The organism is Haloarcula sp. HT12 (assembly GCF_055271655.1).
Genome location: NZ_JBUXKW010000003.1, coordinates 401,245 through 426,561, shown reverse-complemented (window position 1 = coordinate 426,561; position 25,317 = coordinate 401,245). Strand labels below are relative to the sequence as shown.

Annotated in this window: 29 protein-coding genes; 13 read left to right on the top strand and 16 right to left on the bottom strand. The window is 64.7% G+C overall.

The window, feature by feature from the left end:
- Positions 1-2 precede the first annotated feature (2 nt).
- Positions 3-434 (bottom strand): universal stress protein, encoded by a 432-nt coding sequence (locus ACY9XZ_RS11805; RefSeq protein ID WP_463457222.1) that lies wholly within the window; start codon positions 432-434, stop codon positions 3-5.
- A gap of 55 nt (positions 435-489) precedes the next feature.
- Positions 490-1,953 (bottom strand): RtcB family protein, encoded by a 1,464-nt coding sequence (locus tag ACY9XZ_RS11800; protein WP_463457221.1) that lies wholly within the window; start codon positions 1,951-1,953, stop codon positions 490-492.
- 224 nt (positions 1,954-2,177) lie between these two features.
- On the opposite strand from ACY9XZ_RS11800, the gene ACY9XZ_RS11795 reads away from it, so the two are divergent.
- The 4 genes from ACY9XZ_RS11795 (at position 2,178) to ACY9XZ_RS11780 (ending at position 4,715) form a co-directional block, all read left to right on the top strand.
- Positions 2,178-2,702, top strand: coding sequence for a DoxX family membrane protein (locus ACY9XZ_RS11795; RefSeq protein ID WP_463457220.1), 525 nt, complete (start codon positions 2,178-2,180; stop codon positions 2,700-2,702).
- A 14-nt stretch (positions 2,703-2,716) separates the two neighbouring features.
- The gene (locus tag ACY9XZ_RS11790) at positions 2,717-3,013 is read left to right on the top strand and encodes a hypothetical protein (RefSeq protein ID WP_463457219.1); all 297 of its coding nucleotides are present in this window, start codon (positions 2,717-2,719) and stop codon (positions 3,011-3,013) included.
- 247 nt (positions 3,014-3,260) lie between these two features.
- Positions 3,261-3,956: a metal-dependent hydrolase gene (locus tag ACY9XZ_RS11785; protein ID WP_463457218.1), complete on the top strand. Its 696-nt coding sequence runs from the start codon at positions 3,261-3,263 to the stop codon at positions 3,954-3,956.
- 72 nt (positions 3,957-4,028) lie between these two features.
- Complete coding sequence (locus tag ACY9XZ_RS11780) at positions 4,029-4,715, top strand: protein sorting system archaetidylserine synthase (RefSeq protein ID WP_463457217.1); 687 nt, start codon at positions 4,029-4,031, stop codon at positions 4,713-4,715.
- 21 nt (positions 4,716-4,736) lie between these two features.
- On the opposite strand, the gene ACY9XZ_RS11775 is transcribed toward ACY9XZ_RS11780, so the two are convergent.
- On the bottom strand, positions 4,737-5,513 hold the full coding sequence (locus tag ACY9XZ_RS11775; protein WP_463457216.1) for an alpha/beta fold hydrolase: 777 nt from the start codon (positions 5,511-5,513) through the stop codon (positions 4,737-4,739).
- A 147-nt stretch (positions 5,514-5,660) separates the two neighbouring features.
- On the opposite strand from ACY9XZ_RS11775, the gene ACY9XZ_RS11770 reads away from it, so the two are divergent.
- On the top strand, positions 5,661-5,906 hold the full coding sequence (locus ACY9XZ_RS11770; RefSeq protein WP_463457215.1) for a DUF7127 family protein: 246 nt from the start codon (positions 5,661-5,663) through the stop codon (positions 5,904-5,906).
- Complete coding sequence (locus tag ACY9XZ_RS11765) at positions 5,906-8,179, top strand: CDC48 family AAA ATPase (protein ID WP_463457214.1); 2,274 nt, start codon at positions 5,906-5,908, stop codon at positions 8,177-8,179. Before ACY9XZ_RS11770 ends, ACY9XZ_RS11765 begins: the two co-directional genes overlap by 1 nt.
- A 55-nt stretch (positions 8,180-8,234) precedes the next feature.
- On the opposite strand, the gene ACY9XZ_RS11760 is transcribed toward ACY9XZ_RS11765, so the two are convergent.
- Entirely contained in the window at positions 8,235-8,987 is a 753-nt protein-coding gene (locus tag ACY9XZ_RS11760) for a TrmB family transcriptional regulator sugar-binding domain-containing protein (RefSeq protein ID WP_463457213.1), read from the bottom strand.
- A 131-nt stretch (positions 8,988-9,118) separates the two neighbouring features.
- Between ACY9XZ_RS11760 and ACY9XZ_RS11755 the strand changes: the two genes are divergently transcribed.
- Together ACY9XZ_RS11755 and ACY9XZ_RS11750 are read left to right on the top strand one after the other, a co-directional pair.
- Positions 9,119-10,654: a histidine kinase dimerization/phospho-acceptor domain-containing protein gene (locus ACY9XZ_RS11755; RefSeq protein ID WP_463457212.1), complete on the top strand. Its 1,536-nt coding sequence runs from the start codon at positions 9,119-9,121 to the stop codon at positions 10,652-10,654.
- A 61-nt stretch (positions 10,655-10,715) separates the two neighbouring features.
- Complete coding sequence (locus ACY9XZ_RS11750) at positions 10,716-11,276, top strand: DUF420 domain-containing protein (protein ID WP_463457211.1); 561 nt, start codon at positions 10,716-10,718, stop codon at positions 11,274-11,276.
- 27 nt (positions 11,277-11,303) lie between these two features.
- On the opposite strand, the gene purF is transcribed toward ACY9XZ_RS11750, so the two are convergent.
- From purF to ACY9XZ_RS11730, 4 genes are all read right to left on the bottom strand, one after another.
- Positions 11,304-12,746 carry an amidophosphoribosyltransferase gene (gene purF / locus ACY9XZ_RS11745; RefSeq protein WP_463457210.1) on the bottom strand — a complete coding sequence of 481 codons (1,443 nt, stop codon included), beginning with the start codon at positions 12,744-12,746 and terminating at the stop codon, positions 11,304-11,306.
- A 14-nt stretch (positions 12,747-12,760) separates the two neighbouring features.
- Positions 12,761-12,934: a 50S ribosomal protein L37e gene (locus tag ACY9XZ_RS11740; protein WP_004517916.1), complete on the bottom strand. Its 174-nt coding sequence runs from the start codon at positions 12,932-12,934 to the stop codon at positions 12,761-12,763.
- On the bottom strand, positions 12,931-13,113 hold the full coding sequence (locus ACY9XZ_RS11735; protein WP_004592851.1) for an LSM domain-containing protein: 183 nt from the start codon (positions 13,111-13,113) through the stop codon (positions 12,931-12,933). The genes ACY9XZ_RS11740 and ACY9XZ_RS11735 overlap by 4 nt, the downstream gene beginning before the upstream one ends.
- A gap of 73 nt (positions 13,114-13,186) precedes the next feature.
- A complete protein-coding gene (locus tag ACY9XZ_RS11730; protein ID WP_463457209.1) occupies positions 13,187-14,245 on the bottom strand; it encodes a M20/M25/M40 family metallo-hydrolase in 1,059 nt (352 codons plus the stop codon).
- A 114-nt stretch (positions 14,246-14,359) separates the two neighbouring features.
- On the opposite strand from ACY9XZ_RS11730, the gene ACY9XZ_RS11725 reads away from it, so the two are divergent.
- Both ACY9XZ_RS11725 and ACY9XZ_RS11720 read left to right on the top strand, forming a co-directional pair.
- Entirely contained in the window at positions 14,360-14,644 is a 285-nt protein-coding gene (locus ACY9XZ_RS11725; RefSeq protein WP_463457208.1) for a hypothetical protein, read from the top strand.
- 96 nt (positions 14,645-14,740) lie between these two features.
- Positions 14,741-15,691 (top strand): zinc-dependent metalloprotease, encoded by a 951-nt coding sequence (locus tag ACY9XZ_RS11720; protein WP_463457207.1) that lies wholly within the window; start codon positions 14,741-14,743, stop codon positions 15,689-15,691.
- Between the two features lie 36 nt (positions 15,692-15,727).
- Here the strand turns inward: ACY9XZ_RS11720 and ACY9XZ_RS11715 are convergent, their stop codons facing one another.
- Positions 15,728-16,258 carry an HTH domain-containing protein gene (locus ACY9XZ_RS11715; RefSeq protein ID WP_463457206.1) on the bottom strand — a complete coding sequence of 177 codons (531 nt, stop codon included), beginning with the start codon at positions 16,256-16,258 and terminating at the stop codon, positions 15,728-15,730.
- Between the two features lie 76 nt (positions 16,259-16,334).
- Positions 16,335-17,879 (bottom strand): alkaline phosphatase family protein, encoded by a 1,545-nt coding sequence (locus tag ACY9XZ_RS11710; RefSeq protein ID WP_463457205.1) that lies wholly within the window; start codon positions 17,877-17,879, stop codon positions 16,335-16,337.
- 134 nt (positions 17,880-18,013) lie between these two features.
- Here ACY9XZ_RS11710 and ACY9XZ_RS11705 point away from each other — a divergent pair, with 134 nt between their 5' ends.
- Positions 18,014-18,439, top strand: a complete 426-nt coding sequence (locus ACY9XZ_RS11705) for a DUF5796 family protein (RefSeq protein WP_463457204.1) — start codon at positions 18,014-18,016, stop codon at positions 18,437-18,439.
- Positions 18,440-18,481: 42 nt separating this feature from the next.
- On the opposite strand, the gene ACY9XZ_RS11700 is transcribed toward ACY9XZ_RS11705, so the two are convergent.
- Positions 18,482-18,616 carry a DUF7128 family protein gene (locus tag ACY9XZ_RS11700; protein ID WP_268812783.1) on the bottom strand — a complete coding sequence of 45 codons (135 nt, stop codon included), beginning with the start codon at positions 18,614-18,616 and terminating at the stop codon, positions 18,482-18,484.
- 85 nt (positions 18,617-18,701) lie between these two features.
- Between ACY9XZ_RS11700 and ACY9XZ_RS11695 the strand changes: the two genes are divergently transcribed.
- Positions 18,702-20,819: a CDC48 family AAA ATPase gene (locus tag ACY9XZ_RS11695; RefSeq protein WP_463457203.1), complete on the top strand. Its 2,118-nt coding sequence runs from the start codon at positions 18,702-18,704 to the stop codon at positions 20,817-20,819.
- A gap of 259 nt (positions 20,820-21,078) precedes the next feature.
- Here the strand turns inward: ACY9XZ_RS11695 and ACY9XZ_RS11690 are convergent, their stop codons facing one another.
- The 5 genes from ACY9XZ_RS11690 to ACY9XZ_RS11670 all read right to left on the bottom strand — a co-directional run bounded on the left by ACY9XZ_RS11690 (position 21,079) and on the right by ACY9XZ_RS11670 (position 24,025).
- The gene (locus ACY9XZ_RS11690; protein ID WP_463457202.1) at positions 21,079-22,107 is read right to left on the bottom strand and encodes a DUF4349 domain-containing protein; all 1,029 of its coding nucleotides are present in this window, start codon (positions 22,105-22,107) and stop codon (positions 21,079-21,081) included.
- A gap of 78 nt (positions 22,108-22,185) precedes the next feature.
- Positions 22,186-23,004: a carbon-nitrogen family hydrolase gene (locus ACY9XZ_RS11685; protein ID WP_463457201.1), complete on the bottom strand. Its 819-nt coding sequence runs from the start codon at positions 23,002-23,004 to the stop codon at positions 22,186-22,188.
- Positions 23,001-23,432, bottom strand: coding sequence for an SRPBCC family protein (locus tag ACY9XZ_RS11680; RefSeq protein WP_463457200.1), 432 nt, complete (start codon positions 23,430-23,432; stop codon positions 23,001-23,003). The genes ACY9XZ_RS11685 and ACY9XZ_RS11680 overlap by 4 nt, the downstream gene beginning before the upstream one ends.
- Before the next feature lie 64 nt (positions 23,433-23,496).
- Positions 23,497-23,724: a DUF7123 family protein gene (locus ACY9XZ_RS11675; RefSeq protein WP_004592831.1), complete on the bottom strand. Its 228-nt coding sequence runs from the start codon at positions 23,722-23,724 to the stop codon at positions 23,497-23,499.
- A 70-nt stretch (positions 23,725-23,794) separates the two neighbouring features.
- Positions 23,795-24,025 carry a DUF7525 family protein gene (locus ACY9XZ_RS11670; RefSeq protein WP_463457199.1) on the bottom strand — a complete coding sequence of 77 codons (231 nt, stop codon included), beginning with the start codon at positions 24,023-24,025 and terminating at the stop codon, positions 23,795-23,797.
- Between the two features lie 87 nt (positions 24,026-24,112).
- On the opposite strand from ACY9XZ_RS11670, the gene ACY9XZ_RS11665 reads away from it, so the two are divergent.
- On the top strand, positions 24,113-25,300 hold the full coding sequence (locus ACY9XZ_RS11665; protein ID WP_463457198.1) for an LEA/WHy family protein: 1,188 nt from the start codon (positions 24,113-24,115) through the stop codon (positions 25,298-25,300).
- The last annotated feature ends 17 nt before the right edge of the window (positions 25,301-25,317 follow it).

Here is a 25,317-nt window from a genome sequence, read left to right as displayed (position 1 = left end):
CGCTACTGTTCCGACTGTGTGTGCTGTGCGTGTGGCTCCGGAACGACAGTGACCGGCACCTCTGCGCCGTTGATGACCGCAGAGCTGGCGTCCCCTTCTCGGAGCCGACCAGCCAGGCCCTTCGGTTCGTGGCCCATGACGATGTGGCACACGTCCACGTCGGCCGCGAGTTCGACCAGTTCGTTGCCGATTCGCGTGCCCGACCGCATCGCGGATCGCCCCACGTGTTCGATAGCGACAGTTGCCACGACGGTCGCGTCGCGGAACCGCTCGCGCATCTCGTCCCGGAGCTGCTTGGCCGTGCCGTCGGCAGTGTCCTCGTCGACGAGGTGGACGACGTACAGTTCCTCGTCGAGCCCGTCGGCGAGCCGAACCGCCGTGTCGATGACCGCCGGGGAGACCGAGTCGTTGGCGATAGCCACGAGAATGGTCATACAGGGGACAGGGCCTTCGCGTGCAAATGACTTTCTGCCGGACTAACAGGTCTGCTCACTCAGTGGCCTTCAGATTGTGGACGGCGTCGACGTACTCGACGACCTCCGCCGTGGATTCGATGGCCGAGAGGATCACATCGGCGTCCTTGTACGCCATCGGCGCTTCGTCGCGGACGCCTTCGATGACGGACTCCGAGTAGACGCCGTCCATCGCCGCGGCGAACTCGTCCATGTCGATATCGCTGTGGGCCTGCCGGCGGCTCATCACACGGCCCGCACCGTGTGGGGCGGTCTGGTGGTACTCGTCGTTGCCCTTCCCCCGCGCGATGACCGACCCCTCGGCCATGTTGAACGGAATCAGCAACCGCTGGTCCTCCCGGGCCGGTGTCGCACCTTTTCGGATGGTCAGGTCCCTGAAATCGATATAGTTGTGAATCGATTGAAACCGGTCGACAGGGTCGATTCCCAGGGCATCACAGACGGCGTCACTCATCAGTTCACGGTTCCAGCGGGCGTACTGCTGGGCGAACAGCATGTCGACGAAGTAGCCGTGGGCTTCGCGGCCTTCGAGCCAGTCTAAGTCCGTGTTCCGGTCCTCATCGTCGCTGCTGTGGATGGCATCCTGGACCTGTCCCAGCGCGTCGAAGGCGTCCTCGATATCCTTGCCGTCCAGTTCGCGGCGGAGGCGGTCCTTCCGGATGTAGGACTCGCCCATGCCGCCGGTGACCCAGGCGTAGAGGTCCCGCGATTCGACGGTGTCGGGGTCGAACTTCAGGTACTCGACGTACTCTTCGGGGATCTGTTCGCGGATCTCGCCGATAGTCCGGCGGTCCGTCGCGGTCGACTGCCAGTACTCGGCGACGGACTTGCCCAGATACCGGGAGCCGCTGTGGATGACAAGCCAGTAGTCGCCCGAATCGCGGGCCTGGCCGAACTCCACGAAGTGGTTCCCGCCGCCAAGTGTCCCCGCGCTCTTGATTATATAGCCCATTCCCTGGCGCTGGTCGGCCAGGACGCGGTCACACAACGACTCGAAGTAGTCCTCGTCGTAGCCGTCGAAGTCGAACTCGACGGGGTCGATGTGCTCGCCGAACCGCTCGGCGTAGGCCGCGTCGAACTGCTCGAAGACGCGGTTGGCCCGTTCGAACGGGAACTCCTCGACGAAGTGGACTGCGTCGTCGTAGTCGTGGACCGACCGGCCCATTGGGACCGCCTCGCGCACGCGTCGCTCGCGCTCTTCGTCTTCCAGCGGGAGGTCCGGCCCGAGGTTCGTCGCGGCCATCCCACAGCCCACATCGACGCCGACGATGTTCGGGACGACACGTTCGCCAAGCGGCATCGTGAAGCCGATGGGTGCGCCTGCTCCCCAGTGCGTGTCCGGCATGATCCGAACCGGCTCGGTGAACGCGGGGTGGTCGATGAGCGTCTCGATCTGCTCCCGACACCCGCTCTCGACGAGCGACTCGTCGTCGACCATCACCCGCGCTGTGGTGTGTTCGCCCGTCAGTTCGAGTACCATTGGTACCGTAGCGTAGTCGCATGGAGGGTTTGAACCTCACGGTGGCTCGTGGGTGGATCCCACGGCCGGATAGAGTACATAAAAACCCTCAGCCGAACGGGTGGTAACACCCTCAATCGGAGAAATTACACTTCTCAGGCTCCGAGAGGGGTTTTCAGTTGCTGGGAACACACTCCCGTTTATATGCACCTTGGCCGCTCAAGTACACATGTGAGGTGACACAGATGTCCTATCAAGCGGCGAACCCCTTGGCAGACGAGTTCGAGCTAGAGCTCGGCGGGGCGTGGACCGCGTACTGGCTGGCGTTCCTGCGTGTCGTAACCGGCTGGTGGTTCTTCCACGCAGGCGTGACGAAGCTCATCGAGGACGGGCTGGCCTACACCTACGGGCCGACCTACCTCAAGGGGATGACCGACACGGCGCTCGGTCCGATCCCCGTGCTGATGGGCGAACACCTGGGTGGGTTCATCGCGGCGATGGTCCCGCTCGGAGAGACGCTCATCGGACTCGGACTGATGGTCGGCGCGCTGGTCAGGCTCGCCTCCGTCTTCGGGGTCTTCTTCATGGCCCTGTTCTGGATCGGCAACGCGGAGTTCGGCCACGGGCTGGTCAACGGCGACTTCATGGGCATGCTGCTGTTCATGACGATGATCGTGCTGGCCACCGGCCGCTACTACGGCCTCGACGCGATCATCGAGAAGACCAAACTGGTGAAACGACACCCGAAACTCAGGTACCTGCTCGGCTAAGGAGGTGACCACCAATGCAACAACACACCACCGTCATTGACAAAGCGGCGATGGCACTCAGCGGCGGACTGATTCTGCTGGGCGTCGTCGTCCTCGGCATCGTGGAGATACTGGCAGGGCAGCCGTACGGCGCGGCACCGCTGACGAACGACGCGGGCGAGATCATCGCGACCCCGATGGTCGATCCGACGCTCCGGACCGGGCTGGTCCTGGCCGGCCTCCTGGTCCTGGCCCTGTACGGGGGCTACAGGCTCGTCACCCCGGTCGAAGACGAAGCCGCCACCGCACAGCAAGAGATAACGGCGGACTGAACGGCACGCTGTCGGTACTTGTTTTCCGCTCCTCTGACCCGGTGCGTCTCTACTGCATAGAGAAGTACTGATGGCTTCTGACCCAATGCGTCACTACTGCGTAGAGAAGTACTGATGGGTGCCGCCCCATCCCACCGATTCCCCAGTAACAACGTATCTATCGAGACATTATTAATCAGGCGGGGCGTTTTCTAGTTCTGATACCACCCACCACAACGCTCATTTCGGTTGTGGTAGTGATACCTATATGCCTTCGCTGGTGGTTCATTACGCCTTCGTGGGGTTGCTCGCTGCGACGCTGCTGGGTGCTGCATTCGACAAGCGGTCACTGTTCCTGTCGATACTCGTCGTCACTTTCCCTGACGTGGACGCGTTCATCGGCCTCTACTGGCAGGCCGGCCACCGAGCGGCAACGACGAACCTCGTCATCCCGGCGGTGCTAGCCCTCCTCATCGCGGTCGATCTGTACGTGCGGGAGGAGTCGTACATCAAGGACCGCTGGGGGGCCTACGGCGTTCGAGTCAGCTGGTTCTGTGTCGTCGTGTATGCGGTGGGGCACGTCCTGCTGGACCTGATCACGGGCGGTGCGAACCTCTTCTGGCCGCTGTACGACCAGTTCTACCAGCTCAGCGGCCATCTGGAGCTATCGAGCCAGCGCGGCATCGTCCAGACGTTCGTCGAACTGCCCGAGCCGACCCCGCAGACGTCTGGGAGCACCAGTGCAAGCAGCGGCAGCGGGGGCTCGACCACCCAATCGATGGGCAACTCCAGCGAGGTCCAGATGAGTACCGGCGTCGACCCCACCCCGGGACAGGCGGAACCCGAAGCCGTCGACCGCGTGTTCCCCATCGCCCGGAGCGGCTGGGAACTGGTCGTTCTGGTCGTCGGGACGCTCGCCACGGCGGCTCGGCTCGTCATCGGCCACGACCTCCCGGAGGAGTGATCGGCTGCTTGCCGGCGCTGCGAGGCGTTCGGTTTCGAGTCCTTCATATACGCCGTGGCCAACCGGGGAACCATGGGCTTCGAGGTACGCCGACGACTCAGTGTCGCCGACACGGTGACGTTGTTCAACGCCGTCGTCGGGTTCGTCGCCGGAGCCATCGCGTTCACCGACCTGCACCTGGCCGCTCGGCTCATCCTGCTGGCGGTCATCGCCGACGCGATAGACGGAATCGTCGCCCGGAACGGCGACAGCTCGGCGGTCGGTCCGCTGCTTGACTCCGTGACCGACGTGGTCTCGTTCGGGGCGACGCCGAGCCTCTTCCTGTACGTCCTGCTGACGAACGCCTACGGCGGTATCGAGGCCGCCCACCCGGCCGTGTTCGTCGGCCTCGTGTTGCTCGCTTCCGCATACGTCGTCTGTTCCATCGTTCGGACAGCCTTTTACTCGACGTACTTCGATTCCCCCGACGAGCGGCCGGGCATGCCGAACACCCTGGGCAGTATCATCATCGCGACGGCCTATCTGAGCGGTATCACCGACCCGCTCGTGCTGAGCGTCGGGGCGCTTGCCCTCTCCCTGGCGATGATTGCGCCCTTCGACTACCCCAAGCCCGGGCCGAAAACCGCGGTTCCGATGGGCGTCGTCCAGGCGGTGGCCGTCGTCGCGCCGACGGCGCTGTCCCGGGCCGGGCCGCGGGCGATGCTCGCCATCGCGCTGCTGTTTTTCGCGCTCGGACCGTGGGTCTATCCCGGAGAATAACTCCTTGCCGCCCGCGTTCGCTCAGACCGCGTCCTCGATGAACTCCGCCATAATGTCGTTGAAGACCGCAGCCTGTTCGACCATCGCCAGATGGGCAGCGTCGGGGACGAACGACACCTCCCCGTCAGGGACCTCGCGGGCCAGTGTCTCGTGATACGCACGCGGGGTCAGTTTGTCGTGTTCGCCACAGACGGCCAGCACGGGTACGTCAATCTCGCCCAGTCGGTCCCGCACGTCGAAACCGTGGCAGGTCATGAAGTCGCGGCGGGTCACTGCCTGCCCGACTTCCTCCATCCCCTCGCGGGAGCGGGAGACGGCCTCGTGGTCGGTGTCGTGGAACAGGCGGTCCCGCTCGTGGAGGAACTCGACGGCGCGGTCCCAGTCGCTCGCGAGCCACTCCTGGAGCCCATCGAACACGGGGAGTTCGGGGCCGGTCCCCAGCAACACCAGGGCTGCGGGGGTCCAGTCCCGTTCGAGCGCGACCCACTGGGCGACGGCCCCACCGAGCGAGTTCCCGATCAGTACGTCCGCGTCCGCCTCCCGCCCCACGGCGACCACGTCGTCCGCGTACGCGTCGAGCGTCGGGGTCCCGGCAGCGGTGTCGATGTCGTCGGATTCTCCGTGGCCTGACAGGTCCAGCGCGACGGCGGGATGGGTCGGTCCGGATGGGGCGTACTGATGCCCCCACACGCGGTGTGTCGCGCCGCTACCGTGAACATACAGCGCCGTCGGTCCCGCAGCGGCGGACTGTGTCTGTCTGTACACCGTGACTCGACCGTCGTGACTGACCCACTCCATGCACCACGGTTCGGAAGCGGTGTGGATAAAAGGTTGGCGCGCCCAGAGAAGGTGTGAACCGCATTCAAGCAACTACGTGTATTTTTCTGCCGTACAGCGTATTTCGTCGATAGGTTTATATACTTATCACGCTTACTTTGAGTTAGCATGACTTCAGAACAGCAGTTGTTCGACGAGACGCCCCTCCGCCGATTCGAGTACGACGACACCGTCGTCCTCGCGGCGGACGTGGGACCTGCCGCCGATGCGAGTGTCGATGTGGTCGACGGGACCGTCATCGTCGTCGCGGACGGCCACCAGCACGAACAGGAGATCCCCGCCGGCGACGCACGAGCGTTTATCAATCACGGGGTTCTCACTATCGAACTGTCAGAGGACGAGGGAGATAACTGATGAGACTTACCGTTAAACCACTCAAACAGAAAGACGCCGGCCGTGGCCTCGCGGCTATCGACCGCGCCGCGATGGACGAACTCGATCTCGAGAACGGCGATTACATCGTTCTCGAAGGGAAACAGGACAGTCGCGCGGTCGCCCGTGTCTGGCCCGGCTACCCCGAGGACGAGGGGAAAGGCATCGTCCGTATCGACGGCCAACTCCGCCAGGAGGCCAACGTCGGTATCGACGACCACGTGAATATCGAGAAAGCCGACGTGAACCCCGCGACCTCGGTCACCGTCGCCTTGCCCCAGAACCTTCGGGTCCGGGGCAACGTCGGCCCGATGATCCGCAACAATCTCAGCGGCCAGGCCGTCACGCAGGGCCAGACCGTTCCGGTGAGCTTCGGTCTCGGACCGCTCTCCTCTATGTCCGGTCAGAAGATCCCGCTGAAGATCGCCGAAACCGAGCCCTCCGGAACGGTCGTCGTGACCGACTCCACGGACATTCAGGTCAGCGAGATGCCCGCCGAACAGGTCCACAGCGGCGAGGGCGCGCCGGAAGCCCGCGACACGCCCGACGTTACTTACGAGGACATCGGCGGTCTCGACCGCGAGCTCGAACAAGTCCGGGAGATGATCGAGCTGCCGATGCGTCACCCCGAACTGTTCCAGCAGCTCGGCATCGAGCCGCCGAAGGGCGTCCTCCTGCACGGCCCGCCCGGCACCGGCAAGACGCTGATGGCCAAGGCCGTCGCCAACGAGATCGACGCGTACTTCACCACCATCTCCGGCCCGGAGATCATGTCGAAGTACTACGGCGAGAGCGAAGAGCAACTCCGTGAAATCTTCGACGAGGCTTCGGAGAACTCCCCTGCCATCGTCTTCATCGACGAGATCGACTCTATCGCGCCCAAGCGCGGCGAGACTCAGGGCGACGTGGAACGCCGCGTCGTCGCCCAGCTGCTCAGTCTGATGGACGGGCTCGAAGAGCGCGGACAGGTCATCGTCATCGGCGCGACGAACCGCGTCGACGCCATCGACCCCGCGCTGCGCCGTGGTGGCCGCTTCGACCGCGAGATCGAGATCGGCGTCCCGGACAAGGAGGGACGCAAGGAGATCCTGCAGGTCCACACCCGCGGGATGCCCCTCTCCGAGAAAATCGACATCGAGAACTACGCCGAAAACACCCACGGCTTCGTCGGCGCTGACCTCGCCTCCCTCACGAAGGAAAGCGCGATGAACGCGCTGCGGCGCATCCGGCCGGAGCTCGACCTCGAATCCGACGAAATCGACGCCGAGGTCCTCGAACGCCTGGAAATCAGCGACACGGACTTCCGCGAGGCGATGAAGGGCATCGAGCCCTCCGCGCTCCGGGAAGTCTTCGTCGAGGTCCCGGACGTCACCTGGGACTCCGTCGGTGGACTCGAAGACACCAAGGAACGGCTCCGGGAGACCATCCAGTGGCCCCTGGAGTACGAAGACGTGTTCGAGTCGATGGACCTCGAAGCGGCCAAAGGCGTCCTGATGTACGGCCCGCCCGGCACGGGGAAGACGCTGCTGGCCAAGGCCGTCGCCAACGAGGCCCAGTCCAACTTCATCTCCGTGAAGGGGCCGGAACTCCTGAACAAGTTCGTGGGTGAGTCCGAGAAGGGCGTCCGCGAAGTGTTCAGCAAGGCCCGCGAGAACGCCCCGACCGTGGTGTTCTTCGACGAGATCGACTCCATCGCCGGCGAACGTGGCGGCGGGACGACCGACTCCGGCGTCGGTGAACGCGTCGTCTCCCAGCTCCTGACGGAGCTTGACGGCATCGAAGACATGGAGAACGTCGTGGTCGTCGCGACCACGAACCGGCCGGACCTCATCGACAACGCGCTCCTGCGCCCCGGTCGGCTCGACAGGCACGTCCACGTGCCGGTGCCGGACGAGGAAGCCCGCCGCGCCATCTTCCAGGTCCACACCCGGAACAAGCCCCTGGCCGACGGCGTCGACCTCGACGACCTGGCCAGCCGCACGGACGGCTACGTCGGCGCGGATATCGAAGCGGTCGCCCGCGAGGCGTCGATGGCCGCGACCCGGGAGTTCATCAACAGCGTGGACCCCGAGGAGATCGGCGACAGCGTCAGCAACGTCCGCGTGACGATGGACCACTTCGAGCACGCGCTCGATGAAGTCGGCCCCAGCGTCACCGAGGAGACCCGCGAGCGCTACGACGAGATCGAACAGCGCTTCGATCGGACCGAACCCGACGTCACCGAGGAGAGCACGGCCAGCCGCACGTTCCAGTAGCGACGGTCGAGATATCGACACCGACTTTTTTCCTGCAGGCGATTTTCTCGCTGCGTTAGTCCCCGTCAGCGCTATCCAGCGTGATTTCGCGACATTCGTAGGTTTCCTTCGTGGCACCGGTCCCACCGACAGTGACCGGTCCGGCATCGGTATCGATAGTGAGTGACCGTTCGGCCGGGTTCTTGCTCGATGCGGGATAGACGATGCTCTGCCGGACGTTTATCACCGGTCCCGATATCGTCGTCTCCGTTCGATCCGTCGTCGAGATCACCCGAGCGCGGGCAGTGAGCTGCGCCCCCGCACGCAGTGCCAGCGCCGCCATGAACACTGCGAACTGGAACGCGGAGAACGTCCGCGGGAACGCACACACGGGAGCGACGTAGCGTTCCGTTCCCATCAGCCAGTGGGTGCCGAGAAACATCGTGAACTCGTCGTGAGCGAGGTTCTCGTTATCGAACTCCGTGGCCTGGTGGTCCGCCTCCGGGCCAGTCAACATCTCGAAGTGGCCCGTCAGCCCGCGCTGGAGATCGGCAGTCACGAGCAGTGGGGTGATGCCGCTCTCGATTGTTCGGACCGCCGTCGCGATGTCCTCGTACCCGGGCGTCGGCGCTGTCGCGTCGCCATGGACCAGTAACAACACCAGCGTCTCCCGCTCGATAGCGGCGCTGAGTTGCGGCGCGAACTCGGGGAGGGACGATTTCGGTATCGCGACCGTGACGATCTCGTCGGCGCTGTCGATTAGTGACTGTATCGCACGGATGACTTCTGACTGGGTCCGATGCGTCTCAAGCCCCGGGTGTGCCATCATCAAAGGATGCGGAGCCACGTGTATAAATCGTCCCCTGGATTGGACAATAGCGTCGCTGAGACGGCGAAAATGTCAACAGTAGTGGTGGTGATGGTGTAACTTCTTTATGCGTGTCTCTCCTCGATTGGGCAATGAAGTCACAGCCCACCGTCCTGTTTGTCCGCAGTCCGAGCCAGGACAGGGCCGTGATTTCGATGCTCAGGGACAGTGGTATCACCGTCCACGAGTTCGAAGGTGTGCGTGACCTGGAGTGTGCCCTCGACGACTACGACACGGACTGCGTCGTCACGAACTGCGAAGTGGAGAACCCGGACGGGACGCAGTATCTCGGTGGGCTGACTGTTATCGAGCGACTGCGACGGAACTACCCCGAACTCCCGGTCGTCCTCTTTGCGGAGGTGACGAACGGCGACATCGCCCGCGAGGCCTACAGCCGTGACGTGTTCGGTTACGTTCCGGACACAGTGGGCGACGCCCACCAGCGGCTACTAGCGCAGGTCGACGCCGCCGTTGCTTCCACCCCGGCCCGTCAACGGGCGAACAAGCGAAAACAGCTCAACGAGGCCGTCCGGCTGGTCAATCAGGCGCTCGTCCGCTCGCAGTCGCGGATGGACATCGAACGCGACGTCACGGCGGTGCTTGCGGGCACGGCCAGGTACAGCGAGGCCTGTACGGTGACCTGTCAGCACGACAGGCCGGTCGTTCGAGCCCTGGGCTCTCAGCACGACCGCGGAACCATCACCGCACCGGAGCCGCTGGTCCGTGCTGAATCGGAGGGCCGGCTCGTCGTTGCGGACATCGATCCGACAGCGGTCGCGGACGAGACAGACGCGCTAGAGGCAGACTGCGTCCGCGTTCTCGCCGTCCCCTTGGTGTACGATGGGACTTCGTACGGCGTCCTCGCGGTGTACGCCGACCGCGTCGATATCTTCGACACGGAGGAACAGGACACGTTCCGGGAGGTCGGCCACAACATCGCGCTGGCTATCGACGCGAGCCAGACGAAAGACGCGCTCCAGCAGCGGACGACGGAACTGGAACGACAGAAAGAACGGCTGCGAGAGCTCGCACAAATAATTTCACACGAGCTCCGGAACCCGCTCCAGGCGGCGATGGGGCGGGTCGAACTGCTAGCCACTGAACACGCCGCCGAGGAGTTCGACGCCATCCAGCGCAGCCACACCCGCATGTCGTTTCTCATCGACGATCTCATGGAGATCGCCCGGCAGGGCGGCCGACAGTACACCGTCGATCCAGTCATGCTCGCCGACGTGATGGCGGACGCCTGGGCGACGGTCGACACCGATGGATCGACACTCGAAGTCGACTGTACCGAGACGATTCTGGCCGATAGCAACAGGTTGTGTCAGCTTGCGGAGAACTTCTTCCGGCTCGCCACGGAACAGGGCGAGGCCGGGGAGATAACGGTCACGGACACGGCCGACGGGTTCGCCCTCGAACACGACGGCCCCCCGTTGGAGGCGGGGAGCGAGGGGCCGTTCGAACTCTACTACGCCTCCACCGACGAAGGGGTGGGACTCCACCTCGCCGTGATACGGGAGATCGCACACGGGCACGGGTGGGAGATCTCCATCGCCGATGAACCGACCGGACGGGTCTGTCTGGAGGTAACCGGCGTCGAACGGTCGGCAGCGAAAGACAAGTAGCGACAGCGACTCGCTGTACGCGACTCGAAACCGTATTTTGCGTCCAGTCCGGAGATCGAGTATGGACCTTCAGGCTCGGTATCGCGTGCCAGCACTCACTGGCCTGTTGACGGTCGTGTCGCTCGCGCTCGTGTTCGGGGCCGTTCTCGGGGCGATTCCCCGGTCGGCGCTCCCCGCCGCTCCCGCGACTGTTCTCTCGGCGATCCCCCACGCAAACGCCGTTATCAGCGCCCTCGCTATCGGGACTATCGTCGGCGGCGTTCGGGCGATCCGCCACGGGAACGTCGCCAGACACCGGAAGCTGATGCTCTCGTCGTTTGGCCTGTTCGCCCTGTTTCTCGTGTTGTACCTCTACCGGATCACGCTTGTCGGGCCGACCGACTTCACCGGTCCGTCGGTCGTCGAGACGTACTTCTATCTCCCCTTCCTCGCTATCCACATCCTGCTTGCCATCGTCGCTATCCCGGCGGTGTACTACGTCCTGCTGCTTGCCTACACGTACCCCGTCTCGGAGCTACCGGCGACGAACCACCCCCGGGCTGGAAAGCTGGCCGCGGGACTGTGGCTGATTTCCTTTACCATGGGTATCGCCGTGTACGCGATGCTGTATCTGGTGTGGTAGTCGCGACGAAAAATAACCGCCGTCTGCTCAGTCGTCGGCCGGGCTCGACTGCGTGCCGATATCCGGGCGGGTAACGTCCCGATCCGTCGCTTCGCCCTCGATGTCGTAGGGGTATTCGCCGGTGACACAGCCCAGACAGAGGTCTGTCTGGCTCTTGTCCAGCGTCTCCGCGATGGCGTCGATAGAGAGATACGACAGCGAATCCGCTTCGATTTCGTCGCGGATCTCGTCGACGGACTGGTTCCCGGCGATGAGTTCGTCGCGGGAGGCCATGTCGATGCCCATGTAACAGGGGGCGACGATGGGCGGCGCGCCGATGCGGACGTGGACCTCTTCGGCCCCGGCGTCTTTCAGCAACTGAATCAGTTGCGTCGACGTCGTCCCGCGGACGATAGAGTCGTCGATGATGGTGACGCGCTTGCCCTCGATCGTGGACTTGATGGGGTTGAGCTTCAGCCGGACGGCCCGCTCGCGCTCGTCCTGGGTCGGCATGATGAACGTGCGGCCGACGTACCGGTTTTTCATCAACCCCTCGGCGAACTCGATGTCCGAGCCGTCGTCCTGTGCGGCCTCGGCGTAGCCGGAGGCGAACGCGCGCCCGGAGTCGGGCACCGGCAACACCACGTCCGATTCAACGCCGGACTCCTCCCAGAGTTTCCGGCCCAGTTCCCGCCGGACCTCGTAGACGAGGTTCTCGTCGATGGTCGAGTCCGGTCGCGCGAAGTAGACGTGTTCGAAGAAGCAGTGGGCCGTGTTCTCGGGTTCGACGAGCTGGTAGGTGTCGTAGCCGGTTCCATCGGCGTGTAAGACGACGAGTTCCCCGGGCTTGACGTCCCGGATGAGTTCTCCGTCGAGCGTGTCGATGGCGGCCGACTCGGAGGCCAGCACGTAGCCGTCCTCGAGTTCGCCGATACACAGCGGTCGGTTCCCCTGCGGGTCACGCACGCCGAGCACCGTCTCGTCGTGCATGATGGTCAGCGAGTACGACCCGTGGATGCGGTTCATCGTCCGCTTGACGGCCCGAACCAGGTCCTCCTCTAAGAGATTACGCGCGAGGTCGTGGGCGATGACCTCGGTGTCGCCGTCCGAGGTGAAGGCGTGGCCGAGGTCGGCCAGTTCGTCGCCGATCTCGTCGGCGTTGACGAGATTCCCGTTGTGGGACAGGCCCAGCGACCCCGATTTGAACGAGACCGAAAAGGGCTGAGCACAGCAGGCGTTGACGCTCCCGGCGGTCGGGTATCGGACGTGACCGATACCGTTCGAGCCGTTGAGCGATTCCAGGTCGCCGGGGTCGAAGGCGTCACCGACGAGGCCCATCTCGACGTGGCTGTACTGCTGGAACCCGTCGTGGGTGACGATGCCGGCCGATTCCTGGCCGCGGTGCTGGAGCGCGTACAAGGAGTAGTAGAGCGGTCGGGCGGCGTCACGGTCCTCCAAAGAGATGCCAACAACGCCGCACTTCTCGTGCATTTGTGTTGAGTGTGTTATTCGCCCGCTTTCGACTGCCACTCGTAGTCACGCCGCTTGGCCGACTTGCCGAAACCGCACGACGAGCAGACCTTCTTTTTCGTGTGATACGACTTTTCACCACAGCGACGACATTTCGTGTGCGTCGTGGTGTTTTTCTTGCCCTGACTCGGAGTTCCTGCGCCAGTCATGGAGTAATCGAGACCACGTTATCGCCGCGTATAATCGTTGTGTCTTCATCCTCGACGACGAGGTTCATGTGTTGGTCGTAGCCGGTGAGTTCCCCCTCGAATATTTCGCCACCCTTCAGCTGTACGGTGACTGTCTCACCGAGGGACGCTTCGAGTACATCCAGCGGTCGTCCACTCATGTACGGTTTGGATAGTGACGGCCGCTTAAACGTACCGTTTGTATGGTGTCACACGCGATACCGCCCTGCTGTCCTACACGTCGACGCTAAAGGGCGCTCGGTCGGCCGCTCGGACGGCGAAGCCGGCCAGCAGGTCCGCGAGCGCGTCGAGGTCGTCGGGGTCGATGACCTCGACCGGCGTGTGCATGTAGCGGTTCGGCAGGCCGACGTTGACCGACGGAATGCCGCCACGGGAGGTGTAGAAGGCGTCCGCGTCGGTTCCCGTGCGCGTCCCCGTCGCCTGCAACTGGATGTCGATGTCCTCGGCCTCGCTGGTCTCTCTGAGCGCGTCGACGGCGACCGGGTGATTCGCGCTCCCGCGGGCGACGACCGGCCCTGCGCCGAGTTCGACGCCGGTGTCAGCCTTGCCCGGTGAGTTCGGCGAGTCCGTCGCGTGTGTTACGTCAGCGGCGATAGCGACGTCCGGCGCGAGGTCGAACCCGACCATCTTCGCGCCCTGGACGCCGACTTCCTCTTGGACCGTGGAGACAGCATACACTGTCGCGTCCGCGCCGGTCTCCGCCGCGCGCCGAAGCCCCTCGGCGGCCGCCCAGATCCCGATTCGGTTGTCCATTCCCCGAGCCGCGAGACGGCCGTTCTCCAGTTCGCTCAGCGTCTGGACGAACGTCACCGGGTCGCCGCGGTCGACGAGTGACTCCACCTCGTCGCCGTCCTCGGCCCCCACGTCGACGTGCTGTTCGGCTATCTCCGGTACGGAGTCGTCGTCCGAATCCCGGAGGTGAATCGCGGTCTGCCCCACGACGCCGGACACCGGGCCGTCGGTCGTGTGGATGGTGACGTGTTGCCCGCGCGAGACGGTCTTGTCCGAGCCGCCGATACGGCCCAGTTTGACGAACCCGTCGTCGGTGAGGTCCCGGACGATGAACCCGATCTCGTCGCCGTGGCCCGCGAGCGCGACGGTCGTGTCCCCGCCTTCGACTTTGGCGACGGCGTTCCCGTAGTCGTCCGTTCGGACTTCGTCGGCGAACTCGCCCACGTAGTCGAGCCACACCCGCTGGCTGTCGGCCTCGTATCCAGACGGGCCGGGCGTCGTCAGCAGCGATTCCAGGAACTCGCGTCGTCGTGTGTCCATACGCGGCGTAATTGCCCCGTGGTCATGAAAACAGCGGACGGCACGCGGTCTGGGACCGCCCCACCGTGGCTCTGGTACCGCGACGGCTAAGAGTCACGGCATCGAACTGTCAGTATGGCCGAATTCACCCTCCTCGAACTGCATCTCGACGGCGCTGAGTTCACTGCGAACGCTCCGTTCAGTTCCTCGGACGATGACGACGAATCGGCGAGCAAATCACGGTGGTCGCGCTCTCGAACGAGCGAAACGAACGATGAGACGGACGACGAACCCAGCAGTGGCCGCAGCGTCGGTCGCCTCGCGCTCGTGGCTCTCGGCGTCGTCGCTGTCGTCGCGCTCGGCCTGCGGCTGTATCTCGGCGGCTCCGACGACAGCGACGACAGCGACGAAACCCTGTAGCGGACCGCGTCCCGCTCCAGAGCGCGCCACGATCCGAACGCCGGTGGTCGTTTTCACAGGGAGAAGGCCTATTTTCTCCCGCCACATTTCAGACGTATGGGACTATACCACAGCGTTCAGGCAGTCGCCGGCGCGACCGGCGACGGCCCAATCGACTGGAGTGCCGTCGCCGACGCCGCGAAGGCCGCAACGGACACGGGTGATCTCACCGTCGAGACGCCCGAACGCGACGGTTACGCGACGGACGTCCGGGACGCCAGAAACCGCGTCCGGGAGGTCGGCCAACTGGAGTTCGACCTGCCCGAGACCGTCGAGATCCAGAACCGCCACCACTGGATCGACGCCAACGTCGCCACGTTCAGTCGGGTGATGGAGCCGATAGAACAGCAGGCCGAGTACATCCCCGGCATCGCCCGCGTGGTCAACACCGGCTCGATGGCCGTTGCGCTCTCGTTTCTGGGGAACAACGTCCTGGGCCAGTACGATCCGGTCTTGCTCGCGGACAGCGACGCCCACGCGCTGTATTTCGTCCGCCCCAACATCCACCGGGTCGCCGACCAGTTGAACGTCGAGCGGGAGCGGTTCCGCCGCTGGATCGCGTTCCACGAGGTCACGCACGCGGCGGAGTTCGGCGCGGCCCCGTGGCTGTCAGAGCACCTCGAAACCGCGATGGAGGACGCCATCGACAACCTCACCGACGGCAACATCGACCGCGCGACGCTGGGCGAACTCGACACGACGATGACCGCCGTCGAGGGGTACGCGGAACTGCTGATGGACCGCGCCTTCGACGACGAGTACGACGACCTGCGCCGGAAAGTCGACGAGCGGCGGCAGGGCCGTGGCCCCATCGCGTCGCTCATGCGCCGGCTGCTCGGCCTCGGGATGAAACGCCAGCAGTACGAACGCGGGAAAGCGTTCTTCGACACGGTCGCCGACGCTCGCGGCGTTGCTGCGGCCGGCCGCGTCTGGGACTCCCCGGACACCCTGCCCACCGAAGACGAGATAGAGACACCAGCGCTGTGGATCGACCGCGTCGACCCCTGAAAGAGCTACAGCGCGCCGTGTGACTGCACGGACCGCTTATTTCTCCGGTTCTTCCACGGGCGCTTCGATCTTCGCGACGTCGAGGAGGAGTTCGCTGTTCGATTCGTCGACGGCGACGATGGTCCCGGCGACGACGAGCTTCGAAATCGGCGTGGGCCCGAGGATGACGGCCTGGCCCTCGCTGAAGTCCTGCACCGAGCTCTGGAGGTGGAACCGGGCGCGGCATTTCTCCGGGTCGTGGACGTTCGTGAAGTTGATCTCCTCGACCGTGACGTCGACGCGCTCGTAGTCGTGGGCGACGACGACGCTCTCGGCCTCGTCTAGCTGCTGGCGGTCGATCGCGTCGAAGGCGTTCGACGTCGGCTTGTATCCGCCCGTCGGCCCGGGGATCCCCTCGACAAGCCCCAGCGACGTGAGACTCTGCATCTGGTTCCGTACCGTCCCGGGGTTCCGGTCGATCTCCGCCGCGATTGTCTCGCCGGTGACCGCCTCACCGGTCTGTTGATACTTGTTTACCAGCGTCGTAAGCATCGTTCGCTGGCTGTTGTTCAGATCGATGCTAACCATACCGGTGTGTATCGGGAGCGGCTACTTATCCCATTGGGTTCACTCATTCGAGCGCCAGTCGCTCTCACAGACGGAGCTACTCCATGTATCCCAGCTGCTTCAGCCGATCTTCGACGGCGTCCCCGTCACCGTCATCCAGCGCGTCCGCGATACTGAGCGGGTCTCGCTGCCCGACATCGGGCTCCTCGTCGAACACCGGGAGCACCTCGCCACGCATGTCGGTCGGGACGGCACAGCCGTGGGCGGCCAGCACCGTCGGCGCGATGTCGAGAATGCTGATCCTGTCGAGTTCGCCCCGTGGCTCGAAGTCCGGGCCGCTGGCGACGAAGATGCCGTAGGGCGTGTTCTCGGCCGCCCAGCGGTCGGGACCGCTCTGGATGGTCCCGCCGCCGATGCCGTCGTTGACGTGGACGCCGGGCCGCTGGTCGACGACGACCTCCGGGCCGGCGTCGACGTAGGGACCGGTGTACACGTCCTCGCCTTTGTAGACGTCAGTGAACAGTGGCCCGTGTTCGTCCTCGACCTCGCGCAGGTCGGCCATGAGCGACTCGCGGACCGACTCCACGTCGAACCGGGGGTTGATGTACACTGGCCCCTGACCGCTCGCGACGACCTTGGTCCGTTCGAGGTCGATAGCCTCCAGTTTACGGTCCCGCTTGACGCCGTCTTTCTGCGGGATCAGTTGCTGGATGGATTCCGGGACGACGCGGGCGAGCGTGTCCACCAGGCCGGCGCGTTTTGCGACCGCGAGTAGGTTCTCGCGGTCGAGCCCGATACGGGTGAGCACGGCATCGACGCTCGTGTCCCGCACCTGGTAGCCGTTCTCGGCCAGCCACTCGTTGATGTAGAACTCTGTCTGAGTGGCGTCACAGCCGTGGTCGGACATCAACACCAGATTCAGGTCCTCGCGGTCGTCGAGGCGGCCGACCCACTCGTCGACTATTTTCCACGCGCGGAGGCTGGGTTCGTCGTCCCAGAAGAAGTGATGCAAGACATTGAGGTAGAACAGCGTCACGTGGACGAAATCGAGGTCCCGCTCGTCCAGGAGCGTCGTCGCCACCTCGAAGCGCTTCTCCAGCAGGTCCAGAATGGCGTCGACCTCCGCGCCGCGCTCGTCGTTCGAGGACAGCAGCGGGTCCGGGTGGACGCGGTAGTCGAATCGTGCTTCGAGTTCCTCGGCCAGTTCCGGCGGCGACGTGTAGCCGGAGCTAATCGAGCGGTACTCCCCCTCGACGGCATCCGGGCCGCCGGCGACGACGAGTTCGTCGATGTCCCGCGGCGGGTACATCGTCGGCATGTTGACGACGCCAGCCGACTGGCCGTCGTCGTTGAGGTAGTCCCACAGCTCGGCGGTGTCGTAGTCGCCGCCGTTCATCACGTTGATTTCGCCCGCGGCGAGGTCGACGTTCTCGAACCAGAACACGCCGAATCCGCCGGGGTCCTTCCCCGAGGAGTAGCACTTCCAGTTCGGGAAGGTCACGGGCGGCAGACAGCTCCGCGTCCCCGCCCATGTCCCGGTGTCCCGCAGCGCGGCCAGGTTCGGGAGTTCGCCGGCCTCGATCCACGGGTCGAGCAGTTCCCAGCTCGCTCCGTCGAGTCCGACGACGAGGGTCTTCGTCATGTAGAGACGGAGACAGGCGAGTCACTAGTCCCTTTCGCACCCCGGCCGAAGAAGATCCCGTCGTGCGGTGGCGACCGCTCACGGTCCGAAACGGACAACGCGTCACTTTTGAGCGCGCCGCCGGAACGCATGGTATGAGCAACCGGTCGGACATCGCGCCGGACACCGTCTCGGTCGAGTTGACCGAGGACGGGATCGTCGTGGAGTACCTCGACGGCCGCCAGGCGTTCTATCACGGCGTCCCGACGGCGGTCGAGGGGAGCGTCCAGACAGCCCCGGGCAAGGACACGCACGTCCTGATCACCGACGAGACGGAGACGTCGGGCATCCTCGTGTACGTCAACGACCTCCGCACGCACGACGACATTCTCGAAGAGACGGGCGTCGGACGGGTCATCCTTGACGACGGGGAGGAAGACGAACTGTTTCCGGGCGTCACGGTCCGGGACAATCAAATGCGGACACACGTCGAAGTGGACTACGACGTAACTAACGGCCGCGTGTTCGTTTTCGAGGAGGACGAACTCGGCGAGCGGAGCTTCGAGATCGTCGAGGGGTGATACCTGTGGTGGGGTGATGCGTGGCTGCGAGGTCGAGGACCGCTACTGGATGTAGGACGGGTCCTCGTCGTCGCAGTTCTCCTCGTGCTGGCGCGCGTCGCTCTGGTCGTCGAACATCAGGCCACAAGTCTCGCACTTGTACCACGTTATGTCGTCCCGCTCGGTTTGGACAACCATACCTGAGATTCCGACGGCCGCCCGTATATTATTTTCCCGCAACACAACGGGAACCCTCAAGGGAGTCGGATTGCAAGAAAGCGGCATGAGCGGGGCCACTGACGCCGGTGTCGAACTCACCGTCGAGGGTGCGAACAAGCGCGACGCCGGGCGCGGTATCGCACGGTTGCCAGAGTCTGCACGGACCGAACTCGGCGTGTTGAGCGGGTCGCCGGTCATCATCGAAGGCGACGACATGACCGTCGTGAAGGTCTGGCCGGCGGACGACGACGGCTCGTTCGTCCGCATCGATTCGGACACCCGAGCGAACGCGGGCGTCAACATCGGAGACACGGTCACAGTGACCAGCGGGTCGGTCTCGGAGGCCACTGAAATCGCCGTCCAGCCGGTCGAACCGATACCCGGCAGCGAGGACTACGAGAGCCTGGTCGGGAAGCGACTCGTCGACCAGATCATCCAGGCCGACGAGCGGACCCACATCGAGGGGCTTGGGACCTTCCTCGTCCGCAAAACGTCACCCTCGGGACCGGTCCGAGTCACCGGCACGACGGCAGTGACTGTGCTGCCGGGCCTCGACGGCGGCAGCGACGCGAGCCAGCCGTCTTCAGACGAGGCCACGGGGTCGACCACGACGAGCGCAGAGACCGAATCCGGCGTGAGCTACGAGGACATCGGCGGCCTCGACGAGGAACTGGACCGCATCCGTGAGATGATAGAGATGCCACTCTCCGAACCCGAGGAGTTCCGCCGCCTGGGTATCGACCCGCCAAGCGGCGTCCTGTTGCATGGCCCGCCCGGCACGGGGAAGACCCTCATCGCGCGGGCGGTCGCGAACGAGGTCGACGCCTACTTCGACACCATCTCCGGCCCGGAAATCGTCTCGAAGTACAAGGGCGAGAGCGAGGAGCGTCTGCGGGAGGCCTTCGAGCGGGCCGAAGCCAACGCGCCGGCGATCCTCTTCGTCGACGAGATCGACTCCATCGCCGGCTCCCGCGACGAGGACGCCGACATGGAGAACCGCGTCGTGGCTCAGTTGCTCACGCTGATGGACGGGCTGGAAGACCGGGGCCGCGTCGTCGTCATCGGCGCGACCAACCGCGTCGACGCCATCGACCCGGCGTTGCGCCGCGGCGGGCGCTTCGACCGCGAGATCGAGATCGGCGTTCCCGGCGAGCACGGCCGCCGCGAGATTCTGGACGTGCACACGCGGGACATGCCGCTGCACGAGGACGTTGATCTCGACCGCATCGCCGCACAGACCCACGGCTTCGTCGGGGCCGACCTCGCGTCGTTGACCACCGAAGCCGCGATGGCCGCGCTCCGGGCCGACCACGACGACGGCATGGTTCACCGCGAGGATTTCGAGACTGCCCTCGCCACAGTCGACCCCAGCGCGATGCGGGAGTACGTCGCCGAGTCGCCGTCGGCGACCTTCGATGACGTGGGCGGGCTCTCCGAGGTCAAACAGACGCTGACCGAGGCCATCGAGTGGCCGCTGTCGTACGGCGAACTGTTCACCGCGACCAACACTGACCCGCCGAGCGGAATCCTGCTGTACGGTCCGCCGGGGACCGGCAAGACGCTGCTCGCCCGGGCAGTCGCTGGCGAGAGCGACGTGAACTTCATCCACGTCGCCGGCCCCGAAATCATGGACCGCTACGTCGGGGAAAGCGAGGAAGCTGTCCGGGAACTGTTCGAGCGCGCCCGCCAGACCGCGCCGAGCATCATCTTCTTGGACGAGATCGACGCCATCGCCAGCCATCGCGGCCAGGGCAACGAGGTCACCGAGCGCGTCGTCTCGCAGTTGCTCGCGGAACTGGACGGCATCACCGAAAACCCCAATCTGGTCGTCCTGGCCGCGACCAACCGCCGGGACATGATCGACGACGCGCTGTTGCGGCCGGGCCGTCTCGAACAGCACGTCGAAGTCCCGAACCCCGATAGGGCGGCTCGCGAGGAGATTCTCGCTGTCCACACCGAGGGGAAGCCACTCGGCGAGGACACCGACATGGAGGCGCTCGCGGCTGAGACCGACGGCTTCTCCGGTGCACAGCTGGAGGCCGTGGTCCGTGAGGCGTCGATGTTAGCGATCCGGGAGGTCGCGTCCGCCTACGGGCCGGAGGAGGCCACCGAGAACGCCGACGAGGTGGAGATCACACCCGAACACTTCCGGGAAGCCTTAGAGAAAGAGCGGTCGCGGTAGCCTGCGTGGACTACGTTCTGGCGTACCTGCCGCTGAGCGGTCCTCCGTCGATTGTGTCGGAAAGGCGAGGAGAGGCGAAAGGCATCGCGACTCCGGGAGAGGAGTGAAAAGGCTGTCCGGACAGCCCTTGGCGGACGAGCGACGCCGAGTGGCCGAGCAGCGAGACGGGCGTTAGCGCCGGCATCGACGTGAAAAGCGCCTTGCCGGCAGCTACCCGTAGCAAGTGCACACGCAAAAAAGGCCCGGTGTCGGGTCCCGGTTACGCGTCGTCCTCGGGCGACTCCGCGTCGGGTTCTGTGTCCGGTTGGTCAGTGGCTTCCTGCTGAAGGGTGTCGTCACCTCTGCCGTCTTCACTTTCCGTGGCAGATTCCGATTCACCCCGTCGTCCCAGCAGCGGAACCGACCGGCCACGAAGGAGCCGCCGGCCACCGACGACCGGCACGGCGAGGACGAGAAGCCACGGCACGAGGCTCGCAGCGGTCACGAGCAGACCCCGGGTGAACACGTACACGTCAGTCACCGAGGAGAGAAACGCCGAGACCAGCGACCGCTCGTGGTGTGGCACCTGCTGGGCCGACGGCTCCGGCGCTGGCTCGCGGATCTCGACGCGCAGCGTCGAATAGGCGACTCGCTGTTCAAGCGAGCGCTTCTGTGCTTCGAGGCGCTCGATATCGTTCTGGACTGACGACAGCTCCCGCTCGATGCGCAGCAACTCCTCGGTGCTGTCTGCCTCATCGTAGAACGTCCGCAACCGGTCGCGGCGCTCCCGGAGGTTCGTCAGCCGCGCTTCGAGGTCGACGAGCTTGTCGGTCACGTCCTCCGTTGTGGTCTTCTCCGATTGGACCGTCCCCTGCTCGTTCACCATCGACTGCATCGGCTCGTACTCCTCGCTGGGCACTCTGACGACGATATAGCCAGTGTACCACGTCTGATCGTCGTCGCGGTGGAGTTCGCGGTTGGAGTCGCTCACGTACCCGCCGGACGTGCGAGCGCGGGCGGCGATTGCGTCGGCCGTCGTGGAGTAGTTCTCGACCTCGACGACCATCCGCCCGTTGCGGATGATGGCCCGGTCGGCCGCCGCGTCGCTGGCCTGCACGTTCCCGCTCTCGCCAGCGTTCGCCCCTGAATCCGCCGCCTCCGGCTGGCTCGATCCGTCGCCGCCGTCGGAGATCTGTGCGCCGTCGCCGCCGCCCTGTGCCTCGCCCGCATCGCCGCTCCCGCCCATGCCGGCACAGCCGGCAAGCAGGAGGAGGGCGACGACAGCGAGGACCCTGATTCGGGAAGCCATACGGGGCGTACTCGTCCTGAGAGCACTATAACGACGGCGAACGCTCAAAAACCGCTTTTTGTAAAACAGCGACTGCAGTTACGACCAGTCCGTCCGGCGGTCCGCGAGCGCCGGGAACTCCTCGCGGACCTGGTCGACTCTGTCAGGGTCAAGGGTGGCAGTCACCAGCGCCGGGTCGTCGTCGGCGCTGGCGAGCGTCGTCCCCCACGGGTCGTACACCGTCGACCGGCCCAGCAGTTCCGCGTCCGCGAACCCTCCAACGCCGTTCGCCGCGGCGACGTACAGCTGGTTTTCCACGGCCCGGGCGCGACCGAACAGCTTCCAGTGCTCGACGCGCGGATAGGGCCACGCACTGGGCACGAGTGTCAGCGTCACCCCTTCGTCAACGAGACGGCGGTACAGCTCCGGGAAGCGGAGGTCGTAGCAGGTGGTGATGCCGATGGTGAACCCCTCGAACTCGACCGTCGGCACTGTCTCACCCGGCTCCAGCAATTGGGATTCCGCAGAGTCGTAGCCGAACAGGTGGTGCTTGCGGTACACTGCCCGCCGCTCCCCGTCGCGGTCGAAGAACACGGCGGTGTTCGCCAGTCCGTCGGTCGCGGGAACGTCGGTTCCGCTGTCGGCGCTGGCTTCGAGGTCCTCGACGATGCTGCCGGCCAGCACCGCTACGTCTTGCTCGGCGGCGACGCGGCGGATTTCGCTGTGCGTCTCGCCGTCCAGCCCCTCCGCTTCTCGCGCGTAGCGGTCGAACGCGAAGTAGCCGACGTTGAATAGCTCCGGGAGGACGACGAGGTCCGCACCGTCGGCAGCCGCATCCTCGATGGCCGTCGCCGCCCGGCCGACGTTCTCGGCCACCGAGTCCGACGACACGTCTATCTGGGCGAGCGTGACCCTCATACTTCGACTTCGAGGTCGTCCCGCAACGCCTGTTCGAGGTTTTGCATCTCATCGTCGAGGTTCCGCTTGAAGAACTTCTCGACGCCGGGGAGCTTGCCGTCGACGATGAACCGGTTTGTCAGTTTCGTGCCGCCGTCGGCCGTCTCTTCGAGTTCGTGTTCGCCCTGGACGGTCATCACTTTCGAGCGGCCCACGAAGCGGGCGTACTCGGGGCGGCGCTGTTCGACGTCCTCGGTTTTCACCGTCAGCGTCTGCTTGACCACGGGAATCGGGAGCTTGATGGACCAGTTCGCGTGCGTCTCGTCGATGATTTCCCAGTCGGTGACGACGCTAATCGGCCGGGCCCGTTTATCCGGGTCGGTGATGAATTCCCAGACACGCTCCGGTGTGGCCGGCACAGTCATCGTTCGTTCGACCCGGACAGTCATGGAAGGTACTGTGGACTACTGGCCGATGAATCCACCGATTGTCGCAGTGCGTAAAACCCGGCGGCTATCCCGTCGGCGTGACGCGCCACGTCGTCGACCTGGCGCGGCCCCACTTCTCGATCTCGACCTCGTCGGCCTCCTCAGCTAAGCGTGGCAGCCGCGCTCCCACTTGCTTCGACGAGAGGCCGAGCTGCTCAGCGATGTTCTTCGCGCGGAAGTAACTCTCCCCACGCGAGACGCTGTCCCGGAGATATTCGAGAATGCGTCGGTCTTCCTCGCTGTAATCGGCCATACCACAGATAAGGTCTCAGCGTTTTTAACGGTTCCCTTCACAATCTCTCGTCTGATACTATGCGTCGCTATCAGGCGTCGTAGGCGTGGATGGCCACGATGGCCACGGCCGCGGCCAGCATCGCGAGCCCGAACGCGCCGCCCGAGGTCACGAGCAGATTGCCGGTATCAAGCTCCTGTGCGTGCAAAATCGCGTAGTTGTAGCTGTTCGTTGCTGTGGCCACGGCTGCACCGACCGAGACGAGCCCGAACAGCAGGGCCAGGCCCGTCCCCATGTCGCTTTTGGACGCCTTGGAACTCATGTACGACGCTTTCGGTGTTGCCCACTTAGTTCATTCGGGCTGGAGCCACAGGACATATACCGGCCCGTCGAAGATGGGTGTACAACTATGGGCCGGTTGAAAACAGTTGGTGTGCTGGTCGTCGCGGTCGCCGCTGTCGTAGGGGGCAGTGTCGCGCTCGGCGTGCTGGGTACACCCAGTGTCACGTCCGTGGACAACCACTTCGCGGGCGTCTCGAACCAGACGACCGCTGTCGCGACGAATCTGACCGTGCGCAATCCCAACCCTGTCGGCGTCCAGCTGGGCGGCATCGGGATCAATTACTCCATCTCGATGAACGGCGTGGCGATGGCACAGGGCGACAGACAGGGCATCGGTCTCGGCACCGGTAACTCGACGCTGCAGTTCAGCACCGAGATGCAAAACGACCGCATCCCGCCGTGGTGGGTCACCCACATCGACAACGGCGAGACGACCACGGTGGGCATCGACGCCACCGTCACGTCCTCGGCGCTGGGCGGTCGGTCGGTGTCCGTTAGCCAGGAGCGAACCATCGAGACGGACCTCCTCAGCCAGTTCAACGCCACCGAGACGCGCCCCGTCGAGGCCGACCAGCCGCTCGTTTCGGACCCCGTGCTCTACATCAACGAGACCCGGGGCACGTGGGACCAGGAGAACCTCACCCAGTCCGAGACGCCGCTAAACCTCGCGTTCGACGTGTACAACCCCAAGCCGTACCCCTACACCATTACCAAAGTCGGCTACACGATTCGGATGAACGACGTGACCGTCGGCGAGGGCGAGACTGACCGCGGCTACGTCCTCAGCCCCGGCCAAGAGACGACACTCGAAGCGAACACCGCAATCCAAAACGAGAACCTCGACCGCTGGTGGGTGACCCATCTCCAGCGAAACCAGCAGACGGACCTCTACATCGACTTCTACCTCGTGCTTGAGGGCGGCGGCGAGCAGTTCCGGGTCGACCTGGACTCTATCGACTACCAGCAGGAGATCGAGACGGACATCTTCGGCAACAAGGCGCAGTACCCGACCGGCAACGGAACGAGCGACGGGGCCGACGACGGGTCGGCCGACGAGTCACCGGACGGCGACGAGGCAACTGCAACCCCGACGCCGACACCGACAGAGACCGAGACGGATGACGGGCTCCTGAATGACGGGGAGACTGCGACGGAAACTGTAACGCCAACGGAGACGGAGACAGAAACCGAAACCGCGACGCCCACCGGGACAACGACTGAGACCGAAACCGACGACGGCGGCCTGCTCGGGTAGCCGGCACTGCCAATCTG